The following is a 14804-nucleotide window of genomic DNA, read 5'->3' on the forward strand; positions in this document are numbered from 1 at the left end:
CGTACGACGACGGAAGGCGGCGGCTCCCCAGCCCGGGGAGCCGCCGCCTTCCGTATGTCCGCGCGCCCTGCGTGCGCCGGCTCAGTACCAGTGGTTGGCCTGCCAGAACGACCAGGCTCCGCAGGGGCTGCCGTAGCGCTCGTTCATGTAGTCCAGACCCCACCTGATCTGCGTGGCCGGGTTGGTGCGCCAGTCGGCGCCCGCGGAGGCCATCTTGGCGCCCGGCAGCGCCTGGACCAGGCCGTACGCGCCGGAGGAGGGGTTGACCGCGTAGGGGTTCCAGGTGCTCTCGTGCATCACGATGTTGGAGAAGCACTGGAACTGGGCCGCGTCACCGATGATCTGCTGCGCCATCTGCTGCGGGGTGCCGGACGGCGCGGCAGGCGGCTGCGGGGCGGCCGCGCGCGGTGCCGTACGCGAGCTCTCCTGCCGCTGCTGCGGGACGAGGGCCTTGCGCTCATGGCTGCGGTTCGCGGCCTGCCGCTCCTGCCGGCGCGCCTCGTCCGCGGCCCTGCGCGCCCGCTCCTGCGCCTGGCGCTTGCGCACCACGGCCTGGTGGGCGACGTGGTCTGCGTGCTGCTTCGCGAGCACCTTGCGGTGCGCGACGTGGGCGGCGTGCGCGGCGTGCTGCTCGGCCGCGGCGGCGCGCGCCCGCTCTGCGACCGACTCCGCCGCCTTGCCGGAGGCCTGCGCCGTCCCGCTGGTCCCGGTCACACCGGTGATGGCCAGGACGCCCACACCGGCCGCGGCGATGCCGGCGGCGGAGTACTTGTGGGCCTTGGTCAGACGGCCGAACTTCGGGATCGTCGGGAGCTGCATGGGGGAGTGACCTCTTCCATTCGGCTGCGCTCCACTCCGCCCTCGGGCAAGGAGAAGCGCCGCATGTCGAACACGGCGCGGAGCGACCCGAGCATTCTTAGCCCCGGGAAATTCCCCAGCCAAACCCATCCATTACTACCCGAAGTCGTAGCGGCCGGACCGGCCGGGTACGGCACACGCCGTACCTCCTGCCGATCCGGCCGCCCCGCCCACTACTACGCTTCTTCGTACGTGATGTACGTCCTGTGCGCCGCCTCACAGGCGCGTCGCGCACCGCGACCGCGTCGCGACGCCACGTGCCCCGGGCGGGGCGGTCAGGGCAGCAGCAGGTTCACGTCCCCGAACTCGTGCCAGAGGTATCCCGCCCCCACCGCTGCGCCGTAGACCTGTTCCAGCAGCTCCCGCCCGGCCACCGCCTCCAGCATCAGCACATGCGACGCCGCCGGGTCGTGCAGCCCGGTGAGGAGGCCGTCCACCGCCCGCACGCCCCGCTCCGGGGTGACCACCAGGTCCGTCCAGCCGCCCGCCGCCGCGACCCGCCCCCGCGCGTCGGCCGCCGTCTCCAGGGCTCGCACCGCGGTGGTGCCCACCGCCACCACCCGCCCGCCGCCCGCCCGGGCGGCGTTCACCAGCCACGCGGTGCTCTCCGGCACCGAGAACCGCTCCGGATACGGCGGCTCGTGCGCCTCGCCCGAGGACACCCCGGTGTGCAGCACCACCGGAGCCATCTGCACCCCCCGGCTCACCAGCGCCGTGACCAGCCCGGTCGTGAAGGGGCGGCCCGCGCTCGGCATCTCGGCCGAGCCGAGGCCGTCGGCCGACGGCAACGAGAACACCGTCCGGTACGCCGCCACCGGCTGGTCCCGCTCGGTGTACGCGTACCGGATCGGCCGCCCGTGCCGGTGCAGGAACGCCATCGCGTCCGCCACCGACGCCCACGCCACCCACAGCCTCTCCCCGCAGGGGCTCAGCGGCTCCTGCGGCACCAGCCGCTCACCGCCGGGCAGCGCCACCGCCACCCCCGCCGGGCCTCCCGTGCGCGGCCGGGTCGTGCCCCGCCCGTCGGGCGTCCGCAGCTCCACCACCCAGCGCCCGTCGTCCAGCAGCCCCGAGAAGTGCACCACCACCGGCGACTCCCCGAGCGTGGCGTCCACCGCCGCCGGCAGGGTTTGCGAGGTGTTCACCACGAGCACGTCCCCGGCCCGCAGCAGCTCCGGCAGGTCACCGAAGCCGTGGTGCGCCACCTCGCCCCGGGCCCGCCGGCCCACCAGCAACCGCACCCCGTCACGGCCCGACGCCCCGCCGGCTCGCTGCTCCACCGGCACCCGCGCCGCCAGTTCCTCCGGCACCCTCATCGCGCCCAGCGCGGTCACCGCCCGGCCTCCAGCAGTGCCGGGGCCACGTAGCGGCCACTGGCCGCGCCGCCGTCGAGCAGCCCCAGCACGGCCGGCACCACGGATCCGGGAGCCGGACGCCCGTCCGCGTCCGGATCGTCGGGCACCGCCGCCGTGTACAGCTCGGTCCCCATGTCGCCCGGGTCCAGCCACCACACCCGCAGATCCGGCTCCTCCACCGTCAGTACCGCCGACAGCTGTTCGAGCGCCGCCTTGCTCGCGCCGTACCCTCCCCACGTGGGGTACGCCTCCACGGCGGCGTCCGAGCTGATGTTGAGGACGGCGCCCCGCCGCCGGCGCAGCAGCGGCAGAGCCTCCTGGACCAGGCCCAGCGCGGCCACCACATTGGTCTCCAGCGCCGCCCGCAGCCCCTCCAGCGGATGCCCGGACAGCGGCCGCAGCGGCTCGGCGCCCAGCGCGCTCGCGTTGTTCACCAGCAGGTCCAGCCCGCCGAACTCCCAGGCCGCCGCGACCAGGTCCACCCGGTGCCGCGGATCGGTGACGTCACCCGGCAGCGCGGCCACCCGGGTGCGTCCCGCCAGCTCCCCCTCCGCCTGCTTCAGCGCCCCGGCCGACCGCGCGTCGATCACCAGGTCCCAGCCCCGCTCCGCGAGCGCCCCGGCGAGGGCCCGGCCCAGTCCCCGCGACGCTCCCGTGATGATTGCCACCGGCATGACGTGTCCTCCCGCCGGCCGCCCGGCCCGTCGCCCGGCGGCTGCCCCCACCGTAGGAACGGCCCCGCCCCGGACACCTCGGCCGCCCGCAGCACGGGCGGAAGGAACTTCGCCCTAGGTCCACGGACCGGGGGAGGTCGGTCACGAGGCCGATCCCGCAGGACCCACCCCGCCGGTACGGTGAGATCATGTCCAGCCGATCGTCCCGACGCGGCATCGAGGCGGTGAGTGCGGCCGTCCTCGCGATGAGCCGCCACCTGGAAGTACGCGAGGTCCTGCAGACGATCGTCTCGTCCGCCCGCGAACTGCTCGAGGCCCAGTACGCGGCTCTGGGCGTGCCGGACGACCACGGCGGCTTCGCCCAGTTCGTCGTCGACGGAGTCAGCGACGAGCAGTGGAAGGCCATCGGCCCGCTCCCCCGGCAGCACGGCATCCTCGCCGCGATGCTCCACGAGGCCACCCCGCAGCGCCTGCGCGACGTCAAGGGCGACCCGCGCTTCGGCGGCTGGCCGTCCGCCCACCCCGACATGGCCGACTTCCTCGGCATGCCGGTGGTCGACGGCGACGAGATCCTCGGTGCCCTCTTCCTCGCCAACAAGTGCTGCGCCACCAGTCCCCGGGAGGACCACGGCGGCTTCACCGAGGAGGACGAGGAACTGCTGCGCACCCTGGCCGCGCACGCCGCCATCGCCCTCACCAACGCCCGCCTGTACGAGCGCAGCCGCGAACTGACTCTCGCCGGGGAACGGGCGCGGATCGCCCACGAACTGCACGACGCCGTCTCGCAGAAGCTGTTCTCGCTGCGGCTGACCGCCCAGGCGGCCTCCGCCCTGGTGGCCCGCGATCCGGAACGCGCCCGCGAAGAGCTGCGGCAGGTCTCCACGCTCGCCGCCGAGGCCGCCGACGAACTGCGCGCGGTCGTGGTCGAGCTGCGGCCCGCCGCGCTGGACGAGGACGGCCTGCTGGCCACCCTGCGCACCCAGGTCGACGTCCTGGACCGGGCGCACTCGGCGCGCATCTCCTTCGGCCACCGTCACGTGCGGGCCCTGCCCGCCGCCCAGGAGGAGGCGCTGCTGCGGGTCGCCCAGGAAGCCCTGCACAACGCGCTGCGCCACGCGGACGCCGGCAGGGTGACGGTGTCCCTGGAGGGCCGGGGCAGGGGAGCGGTACTCACGGTGCGGGACGACGGACGGGGCTTCGACCCGTCCGCGGTGCGTCGTGCCGGCCGCCACCTGGGACTGGTCTCGATGCGGGACCGGGCCGACGGGGTGGGCGGCGGGCTGACGGTGGACTCGGCGCCCGGCAGGGGCACCGTGATCGAGATGGAGGTGCCCGGTGGCTGACGGCCCCATTCGCGTCCTGCTGGTCGACGACCACCAAGTCGTCCGCCGGGGTCTGCGGACCTTTCTGGAGGTGCAGCCGGACATCGAGGTGGTGGGCGAGGCCGGGGACGGCGAGGAGGGCGTGGACCGCGCCGGGGAACTCGCACCCGACGTGATCCTGATGGACGTCCGCATGCCCGGCGTCGACGGGATCGAGGCCCTGCGACGGCTGCGCGACAACGGCAGCAAGGCCCGCGTGCTGGTCGTCACCAGCTTCACCGAGCAGCGCACGGTCGTCCCGGCGCTGCGCGCGGGCGCGGCCGGCTACGTCTACAAGGACGTGGACCCGGACGCGCTGGCCGGCGCGATCCGCTCGGTCCACGCCGGACACGTGCTGCTGCAGCCGGAGGTCGCCGACGCCCTGCTCTCCCAGGAGGAGAGCACCCCCGGCCAGGGCCGCGGGGGCACCCTCACCGACCGGGAGCGCGAGGTGCTGTCGCTGATCGCCGAGGGCCGTTCCAACCGGGAGATCGCCCGCGCCCTGGTGCTCTCGGAGAAGACCGTGAAGACCCACGTGTCGAACATCCTGATGAAGCTGGACCTCTCCGACCGCACCCAGGCGGCCCTGTGGGCGGTGCGGCACGGCATCGGCGGCTGATCCTGCGACGCAGGTGAGCGGTATCCGACGGCGCTGAAGCCGGGGCACTTAGCGGTAGGACAAGCGGATCGTCTCGGTCCGGAGTGAGATTCATACCGTCGGGTGTATGTCGCCCGGATGGCGCAACCTGGGCGGGCGTGGGCCGTTTTCCATGGCGTGCTGCGGCGACTGCCGCGGCACCCATGCAAGGAGGGTCAAGAACGTGAAGAACCTGCACAAGGCCGCAGCCGTCGCCATGGTCGCCGGGAGCCTCGCCATGGTCGGCGCGGGTGCCGCCTCCGCCCACAGCGGTGGCGCGCAGGCCCACGGTGGCGCGAAGAACAGCCCCGGCGTGGTCTCGGGCAACGTGATCCAGGTGCCGGTGCACGTCCCGGTGAACGTCTGCGGCAACACCATCAGCGTCATCGGCCTGCTGAACCCGGCGATCGGGAACGTCTGCGTCAACCGCTGACCCAGAACGTCACCCCCCACGGCATGGCCGTGACCACCGGCCCCGGAGCGCTTCGCCGCCCCGGGGCCGGTCCGTTCGTGCTGACCACGGCGTCCTTCCGCACGGCACGCGGCACGCTCCGGTGCCCCACGCGGATTCCGCCGTACGGAGGTTTCCGGCGTCCTCCCCGTGTCAACGCCCCGGGCTCCGCGTTCCTCACAGTGCGGCTCCTCGAAACGGGCCGTGCCATCACAGGAGGAACAGTTTCATGAACAGCGCCAAGAAGGCCGCCCTGATCATCGCCGCCGCCGGTGCGGCCGCCGCCGGTTCGGCCGGTACCGCGCTCGCCGACTCCCACGCGGGTGCCGTGGCCGCCGGCTCGCCCGGTGTGCTCTCCGGCAACGTGATCCAGGTTCCGGTGAACATCCCGATCAACCTCTGCGGCAACACCATCGACGCGGTCGGCATCCTGAACCCGGCCATCGGCAACGTCTGCTTCAACCACTGACGTGCGCGGAGGGCCCCGCGGACAGCGTCGTCCGCGGGGCCCTCCCCCCGTTCCCGGCCGGCTCAGCCCCGGCGCCGCTCGGCCTCCTCGACGTACGCGTTGTACGCCGCCACCTGCGCCCGCCGCGCCGTGCGCTCCACCGGCCGCAGCAGCTCGGCCCGGGCGGCGATCTCCGAGGCGCTGACCGCCGCCCCGTGCCCGGCCTGGGCACCGGTCGCGATCCCGACCAGCGCGCCCACCCGCTGGGCCAGTTCCAGCACCCGCACCGCCCGCGGCGGATACCCCGGCGCCAGCACCTCGCGCCCGCGCGCCGCCCGCGCCCGGTACGCCTCCAGAGCCGCCTGGGCCGCCGGGCCCGCGCCGGCCACGTCCAGCCGCGCCAGCGCCTCCGTGGCGTCCCGCAGTGCCTCCGCGAGCTCCCGCTCCGCCTCGCCCAGCGAGGGCACGTCCGCCGGCGGAGCGTCCCGCACCTCCAGGCACTGCCACTCCACCGACACGTGCACATCCCCCTGCGGCCCGGCCTCCGCGACCTCCGGCACCAGGCCGACGGCCGGTCCGCCCACCGCGATGACCGCCTCGCCCGCCGCCAGCGCCCGCGCGTTGAACTCCGGCGGCCCGCTGAGCCCGAGCGGGTGCCCGGGCACCGGGAGCGCGATCCGCAGGCCGCGGACGCCGAGCGCGCGCAACCGCCCCAGCCCCAGCGTCAGGCCCACCGGGCCGTCCTCCCCGGGGAGTCCGGAGATCCGGTGGACCGAATCGTCGGCAAGCACTTCCTGAGCGGCGTCATCCGGCGCGGCAAGTCCGGCAATCAGGGCATTTCCCCAGGCCGCCAACCGTCCTGAGCGAGGTTCGTCGAGCATCCCCCCAGCCTAAGGACTGGGGCGGCCCGGGCGTGGCGTAGATTTCCTGGGGGCAGCGCCTACAGGTGCTCGCGACGGCAGACGTGCGATCGGGAAGTGGGAGACAACACGCTCATGAGCGATGTTCTGGAGCTGGTGGACGTATCCGTGGTCCGAGACGGCCGGGCTCTGGTGGACCAGGTCTCCTGGTCGGTCGCCGAGGGCGAGCGCTGGGTCATCCTCGGTCCCAACGGCGCCGGCAAGACGACCTTGCTGAACATCGCCTCCAGCTACCTCTTCCCGACCTCCGGCACCGTCCAGATCCTCGGCGAGAAGATGGGCGGCGTCGACGTCTTCGAACTGCGCCCCCGCATCGGCATCGCGGGCGTCGCCCTGGCCGAGAAGCTGCCGCGCAGCCAGACCGTCCTGGAGACCGTGCTCACCGCCGCGTACGGCATGACCGCGCACTGGCAGGAGAGCTACGAGCAGGTCGACGAGGACCGCGCCCGCGCCTTCCTCGACCGCCTCGGCATGAGCGACTACCTCGACCGCAAGTTCGGCACCCTCTCCGAGGGCGAGCGCAAGCGCACCCTCATCGCGCGCGCCATGATGACCGACCCCGAACTGCTCCTGCTCGACGAGCCCGCCGCCGGCCTCGACCTGGGCGGCCGCGAGGACCTCGTCCGCCGCCTCGGCCGGCTCGCCCGCGACCCGATCGCCCCCTCCATGGTGATGGTCACCCACCACGTCGAGGAGATCGCCCCCGGCTTCACCCACGTCCTGATGATCCGCCAGGGCAAGGTCGTCGCCGCCGGCCCCATGGAGACCGAACTCAGCTCCCGCAACCTCTCCCTGTGCTTCGGCCTCCCCCTCGTCGTCGAGCGCCGCGGCGACCGCTGGACCGCCAACGGGCTGCCCCTGAAGTGACCCGCTGACGCCACCCGCGCACACGGTCCCGCGCCGAAAGCGTCGGGCAGAGCCGTCGCACCCTGTCACAGATCCACTGCGGACCCCTACCATGGGCCTGTGGACGACTGGTTGTGGTGGCTGATCGCCGCCGTAGGGCTGGGTATTCCGCTTGTGGTGACCGCGATGCCCGAGTTCGGGATGTTCGCGGTCGGAGCCGTCGCCGCCGCGATCGCGGCCGGCCTCGGCCTCGGCATCACTGCGCAGGTGCTGATCTTCGTCATCGTCTCGATCGCGGGCATCGCCGTCGTACGCCCGCTGGCCAACCGGAGCCGCGCGCAGCGCCCGGAGCTGCGCAGCGGCATCGACGCGCTGAAGGGCCGTCAGGCCGTCGTCCTCGAACGGGTCGACGGGCACGGCGGCCGCATCAAGCTCAACGGCGAGGTCTGGTCGGCCCGCGCCCTCGACACCGGACGGGCCTTCGAACCCGGCGAGAGCGTGGACGTCGTCGAGATCGAGGGTGCGACGGCGGTCGTGATGTGATCCGGCGCGCCCCCGCACCCGGAGACGGCACGGGAATTCGCCGAACCCGGCCCGCCTCCCCGCGGGGTCTGCCAGACTTGATCATGTCTTCGTACAGGTAGCCACAGGCAATCGGCGTGGGAGTGGACGTGCAGCCGATCATCATCGTCCTGATCATCCTGGTGGTGCTCGTCTTCATCGCACTCATCAAGACGGTCCAGGTCATCCCGCAGGCCAGCGCGGCGATCGTCGAGCGCTTCGGCCGCTACACCAGGACCCTCAGCGCGGGCCTCAACATCGTGGTGCCCTTCATCGACACCATCCGCAACCGCATCGACCTGCGCGAGCAGGTCGTGCCGTTCCCGCCGCAGCCGGTGATCACCCAGGACAACCTGGTCGTCAACATCGACACGGTGATCTATTACCAGGTCACCGACGCCCGGGCCGCCACCTACGAGGTCGCCAGCTACATCCAGGCGATCGAGCAGCTCACCGTCACCACCCTCCGCAACATCATCGGCGGCATGGACCTGGAGCGGACCCTGACCTCCCGCGAGGAGATCAACGCGGCCCTGCGCGGCGTCCTCGACGAGGCCACCGGCAAGTGGGGCATCCGCGTCAACCGCGTCGAACTCAAGGCCATCGAGCCGCCCACCTCCATCCAGGACTCGATGGAGAAGCAGATGCGCGCCGACCGCGACAAGCGTGCCGCCATCCTCACCGCCGAGGGCATCCGGCAGTCCCAGATCCTCACCGCCGAGGGCGAGAAGCAGTCCGCGATCCTGCGCGCCGAGGGCGAGGCCAAGGCCGCCGCCCTCAAGGCCGAGGGCGAGGCCCAGGCCATCCGCACCGTCTTCGAGTCCATCCACGAGGGCGACCCCGACCAGAAGCTGCTCGCCTACCAGTACCTGCAGATGCTCCCCAAGATCGCCGAGGGCGACTCCAACAAGCTCTGGATCATCCCCAGCGAACTCAACGACGCCCTCAAGGGCCTCGGCGGCATCGTCAACCTCCCCGGCGCCCCCGGCGGCGGCGCCGGCGACGGCGGCACCCGACGCGAGACCCCCCGGCTCGACAAGGACTGAGCAGCGCGGCTGCCGCCGCGAACGCGTATGACATGATCCGTGCGCTCCTCTCCCCCCGGTCCCGTCGGGGGAGAGGAGCCGCACCGACCATGGAGACGCCTATGACCTACTGGGAAGCCCTGGCCGTGTTCGCGGCCGGAATCGGGGCCGGCACCATCAACACCGTCGTCGGCTCCGGCACGCTCATCACCTTCCCCGTCCTGCTCGCCGTGGGGCTGCCACCCGTCACCGCCAACGTGTCCAACACCCTCGGGCTCGTCCCCGGCTCCATCAGCGGCGCCATCGGCTACCGGCGCGAACTCGCCGGACAGGGCCCCCGCCTGCTGCGGCTGGGCGCCGCCGCCCTCGTCGGCGGACTCACCGGGGCAGTGCTGCTGCTGACGCTGCCCTCGCGGGCCTTCGACACGATCGTGCCGGTCCTCATCGCCATCGCCCTCGTCCTCGTCGTCGTCCAGCCCCGGCTCTCCCGCGCCCTCCAGGCCCGCCGCTCCGGCAACGGCACCCACGTCCCCGAGCACGGCGGCCCGGTCCTGCTGGGCGGACTCCTCCTCGCCAGCATGTACGGCGGCTACTTCGGCGCCGCCCAGGGAGTCATCTACCTCTCCCTGATGGGCGTCCTCCTCGAGGAGTCCTGGCAACGGATCAACGCGGCGAAGAACGTCCTCGCACTGATCGTCAACGGTGTCGCCGCGGTCTTCTTCCTCTTCGTCGCCGACTTCGACTGGACCGCTGTCGCGCTCATCGCCGTCGGGGCGGCCCTAGGCGGCGTGCTCGGCGCCCGCATCGGACGCCGCATGCCGCCTGTCGCCCTGCGCGGCGTCATCGTCGTCGTGGGCCTCGTGGCGATCACCCAGCTACTGCTCAAGTAGGCGGGCGACCGCCCCGGGACTTCAGGACTCAGGCCGGCAACGCGAGCCGGCCGGGAACGCCCTCACGGTCCTTCAGCCCCAGCGCCAGCAGCAGCGCGTCGGCCGGCGTCGGCTCGAACGGCTGGGTCAGCAGCCGCATCCCCGCCTGCTCCGGCGTACGGTCCGCCTTGCGGTGGTTGTCCTCCGCGCACGACGCCACCGTGTTCAGCCACGTGTCGCCACCACCGCGCGAACGCGGCATCACGTGGTCCACGGTGGTCGCCCTCCGGCCGCAGTACGCGCAGCGGTGGCGGTCCCTGACCAGCACACCCCGCCGCGACCACGCCGCCCGTTGTCGGAAGGGCACTCTCACGTACCGGCAGAGCCTGATTATCTGCGGCACCGGCACCTCCACCGCCGCCGCACGGATCCGCAGCCCGGGATGAGCCTGCTCGACCACGGCCTTGTCCTGCATGACCAGCACCACCGCACGCCGCAGCGACACAGTCGACAGCGGCTCGAAGGTCGCGTTCAGCACCAGCGTCTCACGCACGTCGCCCACCCCTCGGGTCCATCCCCGCCCCGTGGCGAGGTGGCTCCACTGTGACCGGGCGATACCCATGCGGACAACGCAATTTCCGCACGTGAAAGCGAACAGGAGGAAACAGGGAAAGAAACGGCGACCCCTGGCCGCCGGCCACCCCGGGCGCCCTCCCCCGTAGGGGTCCGGGGCGCCCGGAGCGCGGCGATCGGCGTGGACGCCCGGGCGCATGACCGGGCTCCGGCGGACGGCAGGCAGGTCGCGCGGCGAGAGCCGCACAGCGCAACGCCCCGCCGCCCCCGCCACTGCGGTGCCGACCCCCGGTGACGGTCAGGTCACCAGGCAGACACCACAGTGCGATGCGGGAGCGCCGGGGCGCAACGGGATTTCGGGACCCCCGGCCGCGGCCGGGAGCGCCACGGCTACTGCGGGTTCTCGTACTCGCCGATCAGGTTGGCCCGTGCGATCGCGTGGAACCGCAGGTTGAAGCCGACGACGGCGGGCGACACGTCCCCGTCCGGCCCCAGCTTCTCCTGGTCCACCGCGTACACGGTGAACACGTACCGGTGCGGCCCGTCCCCGGGCGGCGGCGCGGCACCGCCGAAGTCCTTGCTGCCGTAGTCGTTGCGCACGTGCACCGCACCCTCGGGCAGCCCCTTGAAGCCGTCACTGCCGGCCCCCGCGGGCAGCTCCGTCACCGACACCGGGATGTCGAAGAGCACCCAGTGCCAGAAACCGCTGCCGGTGGGCGCGTCGGGGTCGTAACACGTGACGGCGAAGCTCCTGGTCCCCTCGGGGAAGCCCTCCCACCGCAGGTGCGGAGAGACATTCCCCTCGGCGTACACCTGGGAGTCCTTCAGCGTGCCACCCGGCTCGAAGTCGTCGCTCACCACCGTGAACGACGCCACCGGCGGGTGGAAATCGTGGGGGAGCGGCCGCCGCTTCTGCTCGGTCACCTCGGTACCTCCTGCTGATCGCGAAACGCGCTTCCGCCCGCCGATCCTAGAACCAGTTGCGCTTGCCGCCGACCTCGGCCAGCCACTGGTTGAGGTACCCCGCCCAGTCGGTCGTGTGGAAGTTGTTCAGGTCCACGGTGAACGAGCGGAAGGCGTCGCTGCCCTCGCTGAACAGCCCCGGCTTCTTGTCCATCTCCAGGATGACGTCCATCTCGTGGCCGTCGGAGACGAAGCTCAGCTCCACCTGGTTCAGCCCGCGGTACTGCTGCGGGGCGAAGAACTCGATCTCCTGGTAGAACGGCAGCCGCTGCCGCGTGTTGCGGATGTGGCCGCGCTCCAGGTCCGCGTTCTTGAAGCCGAAGCCCAGCTGGCCGAACGCGTCGAGGATCGCCTGCTGCGCCGGCACGGGGTGCACGTTGATCGGGTCGAGGTCACCGGAGTCCACCGCACGGGCGATGGCCAGCTCCGTGGTGACGCCGACGTTCATCCCGGTCAGGTGACGCCCCAGGAACGTTGTGATCGGGGTCTCCCACGGGATCTCCAGCCCGAACGGCACCACGTGCACCGCACCCGGCTGCACCTCGAACGCCCCGCCCAACTTCTGCCGGTGGAACTCGATGTCCTGCTTGTACTCCGTGTCCTGGCCCTCGACCTCGACGCGGGCCTGCAGGCCCACCGACAGCCCCTCGATCTGCTGCGGCACCGAGCCGCCCTGGATCCGCACCTCGCCCTGGACGACCCCGCCCGGGACGACGTTCGGCTCGTTGAGCACCGTCTCGACCGACGCGCCACCGGCGCCCAAGCTCGCAAGCAGCTTCTTGAAGCCCACGATGTCCCTCTCCCTTTACTGGCGGTTGCCTCGGTCATTACGAACGCGGCCCCACCCCGAACGGTTCCATTACTCTCGTACCGCATGATCCCCCCTCCCGGAAGCACCCCGCTCCCCAGGTCCTTCTTCGACCGGCCGGTGCTGGAGGCGGCCCCCGACCTCCTGGAGCGAACCCTCGTACGCAGGACGGACGACGGCCCCGTGGCGCTCAGGCTGACCGAGGTCGAGGCCTACGCCGACCCCCTGGACCCCCGCTCGCACGCCCACCGCGGACGCACCGACCGCAACACGGTCATGTTCGGCCCGCCCGGCCACGCGTACGGCTACTTCACCCACGGCATGTCAAGGCGGTCGGCATGAACGTGGTGGATCTTGCTCACCCCGCTGAAGAAGTCGCCCCCAAGCTGCTCGGTGCCGTCCTCACCCACGAGACCCCCGAGGGAACCGTGAGCATCGCCGTCACGGAGACCGAGGCGTACTCCGGTTCGGCCGACCCCGCCTCCCACGCCTACCGGGGCAGGACACCCCGAAACGCCGTCATGTTCGGACCCGCGGGGCACCTGTACGTCTACCGGTCTCACGGTCTCCACTGGTGCGCCAACATCGTCACCGGGGCGGACGGCATCGCTACGGCTGTCCTCATCCGGGCAGGCAGGGTCATCGAAGGTGAAGACCTGGCCCGCGAGCGGCGAGGGGCCAACGTCGAGAGCCCGCGTCTCGCGCGAGGTCCGGGGAATTTCTGCCAGGCGCTCGGCATCACGGCAGAGCACAACGGCACGGACCTGCTGTCAGGAGCCTCGGTCGCGCTGTCGGAGGGCGAGCCGGCACCCGCCGCGCTCATCCGGGTCGGTCCTCGGGTAGGTGTGAGCAAAGCCCACGACTGGCAGCACCGCTTCTACCTCGCCGGTGATCCGACGGTCTCGGCGTACCGACTGAGCCCGCGAGCCAAGCCGTCCGCCGGAACCTGAGCCGCCGTACGCCTCGCCCGCGGCTCGCCGGCGTGGAGCCGGGCCCCCACCGTCGGCCCCTACCGCGCACACGCACCGCGCCGCCGCGCCCCGGGGCGCGCAAAAGGACTCGAGCGGAACGCGTAGTCTCGGAAAGACTCCGTACGAACGGGTACGAGGCATCGAACGACACCAGGAGGCACGAGAACCGTGACGGACATCGTCGACGAGCTGCGGTGGCGAGGGCTGATCGCCGTTTCCACCGACGAGGACGCACTGCGCAAGGCGTTCGCGGACGGCCCGGTCACGGTCTATTGCGGCTTCGACCCCACCGCGCCCAGCCTCCACCTCGGCAACCTGGTGCAGATCCTCACCATCCGCCGGCTCCAGCTGGCCGGCAACCGGCCGCTCGCCCTCGTCGGCGGCGCCACCGGTCTGATCGGCGACCCCAAGCCGACCGCCGAGCGGACGCTGAACGACGCCGACGTCGTCGCCGGCTGGGTGGAGCGGATCCGCGCCCAGATCGAGCCCTTCCTCTCCTTCGAGGGCCCGAACGCCGCGGTGATGGTCAACAACCTCGACTGGACCTCGGGCCTGTCGGCCATCGAGTTCCTGCGCGACGTGGGCAAGTACTTCCGGGTCAACAAGATGATCGCCAAGGAGGCCGTCGCCCGGCGGCTCAACTCCGAGGCCGGCATCAGCTACACCGAGTTCAGCTACCAGATCCTCCAGGGCATGGACTTCCTGGAGCTCAACCGCCGCTACGGCTGCACCATGCAGACCGGCGGCAGTGACCAGTGGGGCAACCTGACCGCCGGCATCGACCTGATCGGACGCGTCGAGGGCACCTCCGTGCATGCCCTCGCCACCCCGCTCATCACCAAGGCCGACGGGACGAAGTTCGGCAAGACGGAGTCCGGCACGGTCTGGCTCGATCCAGAGATGACCACGCCGTACGCCTTCTACCAGTTCTGGCTGAACGCCGACGACCGTGACGTGTCCAAGTTCCTGCGCATCTTCAGCTTCGCGTCGCAGACCGAGATCGAGGAACTGGAGCGGCTCACCGAGGAGCGTCCGCAGGCCCGCGCGGCCCAGCGCGCCCTCGCGGAGGAGCTCACCACCCTCGTCCACGGCGCCGATCAGTGCGCCGCGGTCATCGCCGCGTCCAAGGCACTTTTCGGCCAGGGCGAACTCACCGAGCTCGACGAGCGGACCCTCGCGGCGGCCCTCGGTGAACTGCCGCACGCCAAGGTGGCCGAGCTGGCCACCGTCGCGGACCTCTTCGCCGAAGTGGGGCTCGTGGCCAGCAAGTCCGCGGCCCGCCGCACCATCAAGGAGGGCGGCGCGTACGTGAACAACGTCAAGATCGGTGACGAGGACGCGGCCCCCGAGGCCTCCGACCTGCTGCACGGCCGCTGGCTCGTGCTGCGGCGCGGCAAGAAGAGCCTGGCGGCCGTCGAGGTCGCCGGCGGCTGACGTCGGCTGGTTATCCACGTTTGAGCGGCGGCGGAGCTTGACTCCGCCGC

The 14804-nt window shown here is 72.1% G+C and carries 17 protein-coding genes and 1 pseudogene; 11 read left to right on the top strand and 7 right to left on the bottom strand.

What is annotated here, in order from left to right; translation table 11 throughout:
• Positions 1–81: 81 nt before the first annotated feature.
• The 3 genes from OIE69_RS30260 to OIE69_RS30270 all read right to left on the bottom strand — a co-directional run bounded on the left by OIE69_RS30260 (position 82) and on the right by OIE69_RS30270 (position 2887).
• Entirely contained in the window at positions 82–819 is a 738-nt protein-coding gene (locus OIE69_RS30260) for an aggregation-promoting factor C-terminal-like domain-containing protein (protein WP_326577163.1), read from the bottom strand.
• A 314-nt stretch (positions 820–1133) separates the two neighbouring features.
• Positions 1134–2174 carry an S-adenosylmethionine:tRNA ribosyltransferase-isomerase gene (locus OIE69_RS30265; protein ID WP_326581456.1) on the bottom strand — a complete coding sequence of 347 codons (1041 nt, stop codon included), beginning with the start codon at positions 2172–2174 and terminating at the stop codon, positions 1134–1136.
• Between the two features lie 14 nt (positions 2175–2188).
• Positions 2189–2887, bottom strand: coding sequence for an SDR family oxidoreductase (locus OIE69_RS30270; protein ID WP_326577165.1), 699 nt, complete (start codon positions 2885–2887; stop codon positions 2189–2191).
• A gap of 188 nt (positions 2888–3075) precedes the next feature.
• Between OIE69_RS30270 and OIE69_RS30275 the strand changes: the two genes are divergently transcribed.
• The 4 genes from OIE69_RS30275 (at position 3076) to OIE69_RS30290 (ending at position 5805) form a co-directional block, all read left to right on the top strand.
• Positions 3076–4230: a GAF domain-containing sensor histidine kinase gene (locus OIE69_RS30275; protein WP_326577167.1), complete on the top strand. Its 1155-nt coding sequence runs from the start codon at positions 3076–3078 to the stop codon at positions 4228–4230.
• Positions 4223–4867: a response regulator transcription factor gene (locus OIE69_RS30280; RefSeq protein WP_326577169.1), complete on the top strand. Its 645-nt coding sequence runs from the start codon at positions 4223–4225 to the stop codon at positions 4865–4867. Before OIE69_RS30275 ends, OIE69_RS30280 begins: the two co-directional genes overlap by 8 nt.
• Before the next feature lie 202 nt (positions 4868–5069).
• Positions 5070–5318, top strand: coding sequence for a chaplin (locus OIE69_RS30285; RefSeq protein WP_018560570.1), 249 nt, complete (start codon positions 5070–5072; stop codon positions 5316–5318).
• Positions 5319–5565: 247 nt separating this feature from the next.
• Positions 5566–5805 (top strand): chaplin, encoded by a 240-nt coding sequence (locus OIE69_RS30290; protein ID WP_018560569.1) that lies wholly within the window; start codon positions 5566–5568, stop codon positions 5803–5805.
• A 62-nt stretch (positions 5806–5867) separates the two neighbouring features.
• Here OIE69_RS30290 and OIE69_RS30295 read toward each other — a convergent pair whose 3' ends face one another.
• Positions 5868–6665 carry a hypothetical protein gene (locus tag OIE69_RS30295; RefSeq protein WP_326577172.1) on the bottom strand — a complete coding sequence of 266 codons (798 nt, stop codon included), beginning with the start codon at positions 6663–6665 and terminating at the stop codon, positions 5868–5870.
• A 114-nt stretch (positions 6666–6779) separates the two neighbouring features.
• On the opposite strand from OIE69_RS30295, the gene OIE69_RS30300 reads away from it, so the two are divergent.
• The 4 genes from OIE69_RS30300 (at position 6780) to OIE69_RS30315 (ending at position 10026) form a co-directional block, all read left to right on the top strand.
• Positions 6780–7571: an ABC transporter ATP-binding protein gene (locus OIE69_RS30300; protein WP_326577174.1), complete on the top strand. Its 792-nt coding sequence runs from the start codon at positions 6780–6782 to the stop codon at positions 7569–7571.
• A 111-nt stretch (positions 7572–7682) separates the two neighbouring features.
• Positions 7683–8093 (top strand): NfeD family protein, encoded by a 411-nt coding sequence (locus OIE69_RS30305; RefSeq protein WP_326581457.1) that lies wholly within the window; start codon positions 7683–7685, stop codon positions 8091–8093.
• Positions 8094–8221: 128 nt separating this feature from the next.
• Positions 8222–9157: an SPFH domain-containing protein gene (locus tag OIE69_RS30310; RefSeq protein ID WP_326577176.1), complete on the top strand. Its 936-nt coding sequence runs from the start codon at positions 8222–8224 to the stop codon at positions 9155–9157.
• A gap of 101 nt (positions 9158–9258) precedes the next feature.
• Positions 9259–10026 (top strand): sulfite exporter TauE/SafE family protein, encoded by a 768-nt coding sequence (locus tag OIE69_RS30315; RefSeq protein ID WP_326577177.1) that lies wholly within the window; start codon positions 9259–9261, stop codon positions 10024–10026.
• 28 nt (positions 10027–10054) lie between these two features.
• Here the strand turns inward: OIE69_RS30315 and OIE69_RS30320 are convergent, their stop codons facing one another.
• From OIE69_RS30320 to OIE69_RS30330, 3 genes are all read right to left on the bottom strand, one after another.
• Positions 10055–10558, bottom strand: a complete 504-nt coding sequence (locus tag OIE69_RS30320) for an HNH endonuclease (protein ID WP_326577178.1) — start codon at positions 10556–10558, stop codon at positions 10055–10057.
• 410 nt (positions 10559–10968) lie between these two features.
• Positions 10969–11502, bottom strand: coding sequence for a YbhB/YbcL family Raf kinase inhibitor-like protein (locus OIE69_RS30325; protein WP_326577179.1), 534 nt, complete (start codon positions 11500–11502; stop codon positions 10969–10971).
• Positions 11503–11548: 46 nt separating this feature from the next.
• Entirely contained in the window at positions 11549–12331 is a 783-nt protein-coding gene (locus OIE69_RS30330; protein ID WP_326577180.1) for a sporulation protein, read from the bottom strand.
• An 84-nt stretch (positions 12332–12415) separates the two neighbouring features.
• Between OIE69_RS30330 and OIE69_RS30335 the strand changes: the two are divergent.
• The 3 genes and pseudogenes from OIE69_RS30335 to tyrS form a co-directional block, all read left to right on the top strand.
• A pseudogene (locus tag OIE69_RS30335) lies at positions 12416–12673 on the top strand (DNA-3-methyladenine glycosylase); the annotation flags it as partial.
• A gap of 14 nt (positions 12674–12687) precedes the next feature.
• The gene (locus OIE69_RS30340; RefSeq protein ID WP_326577181.1) at positions 12688–13299 is read left to right on the top strand and encodes a DNA-3-methyladenine glycosylase; all 612 of its coding nucleotides are present in this window, start codon (positions 12688–12690) and stop codon (positions 13297–13299) included.
• A gap of 189 nt (positions 13300–13488) precedes the next feature.
• On the top strand, positions 13489–14754 hold the full coding sequence (gene tyrS / locus OIE69_RS30345; protein ID WP_326577183.1) for a tyrosine--tRNA ligase: 1266 nt from the start codon (positions 13489–13491) through the stop codon (positions 14752–14754).
• The last annotated feature ends 50 nt before the right edge of the window (positions 14755–14804 follow it).

It is taken from the genome of Actinacidiphila glaucinigra (assembly GCF_035918135.1).
Taxonomy (GTDB): Bacteria; Actinomycetota; Actinomycetes; order Streptomycetales; family Streptomycetaceae; genus Actinacidiphila; species Actinacidiphila glaucinigra.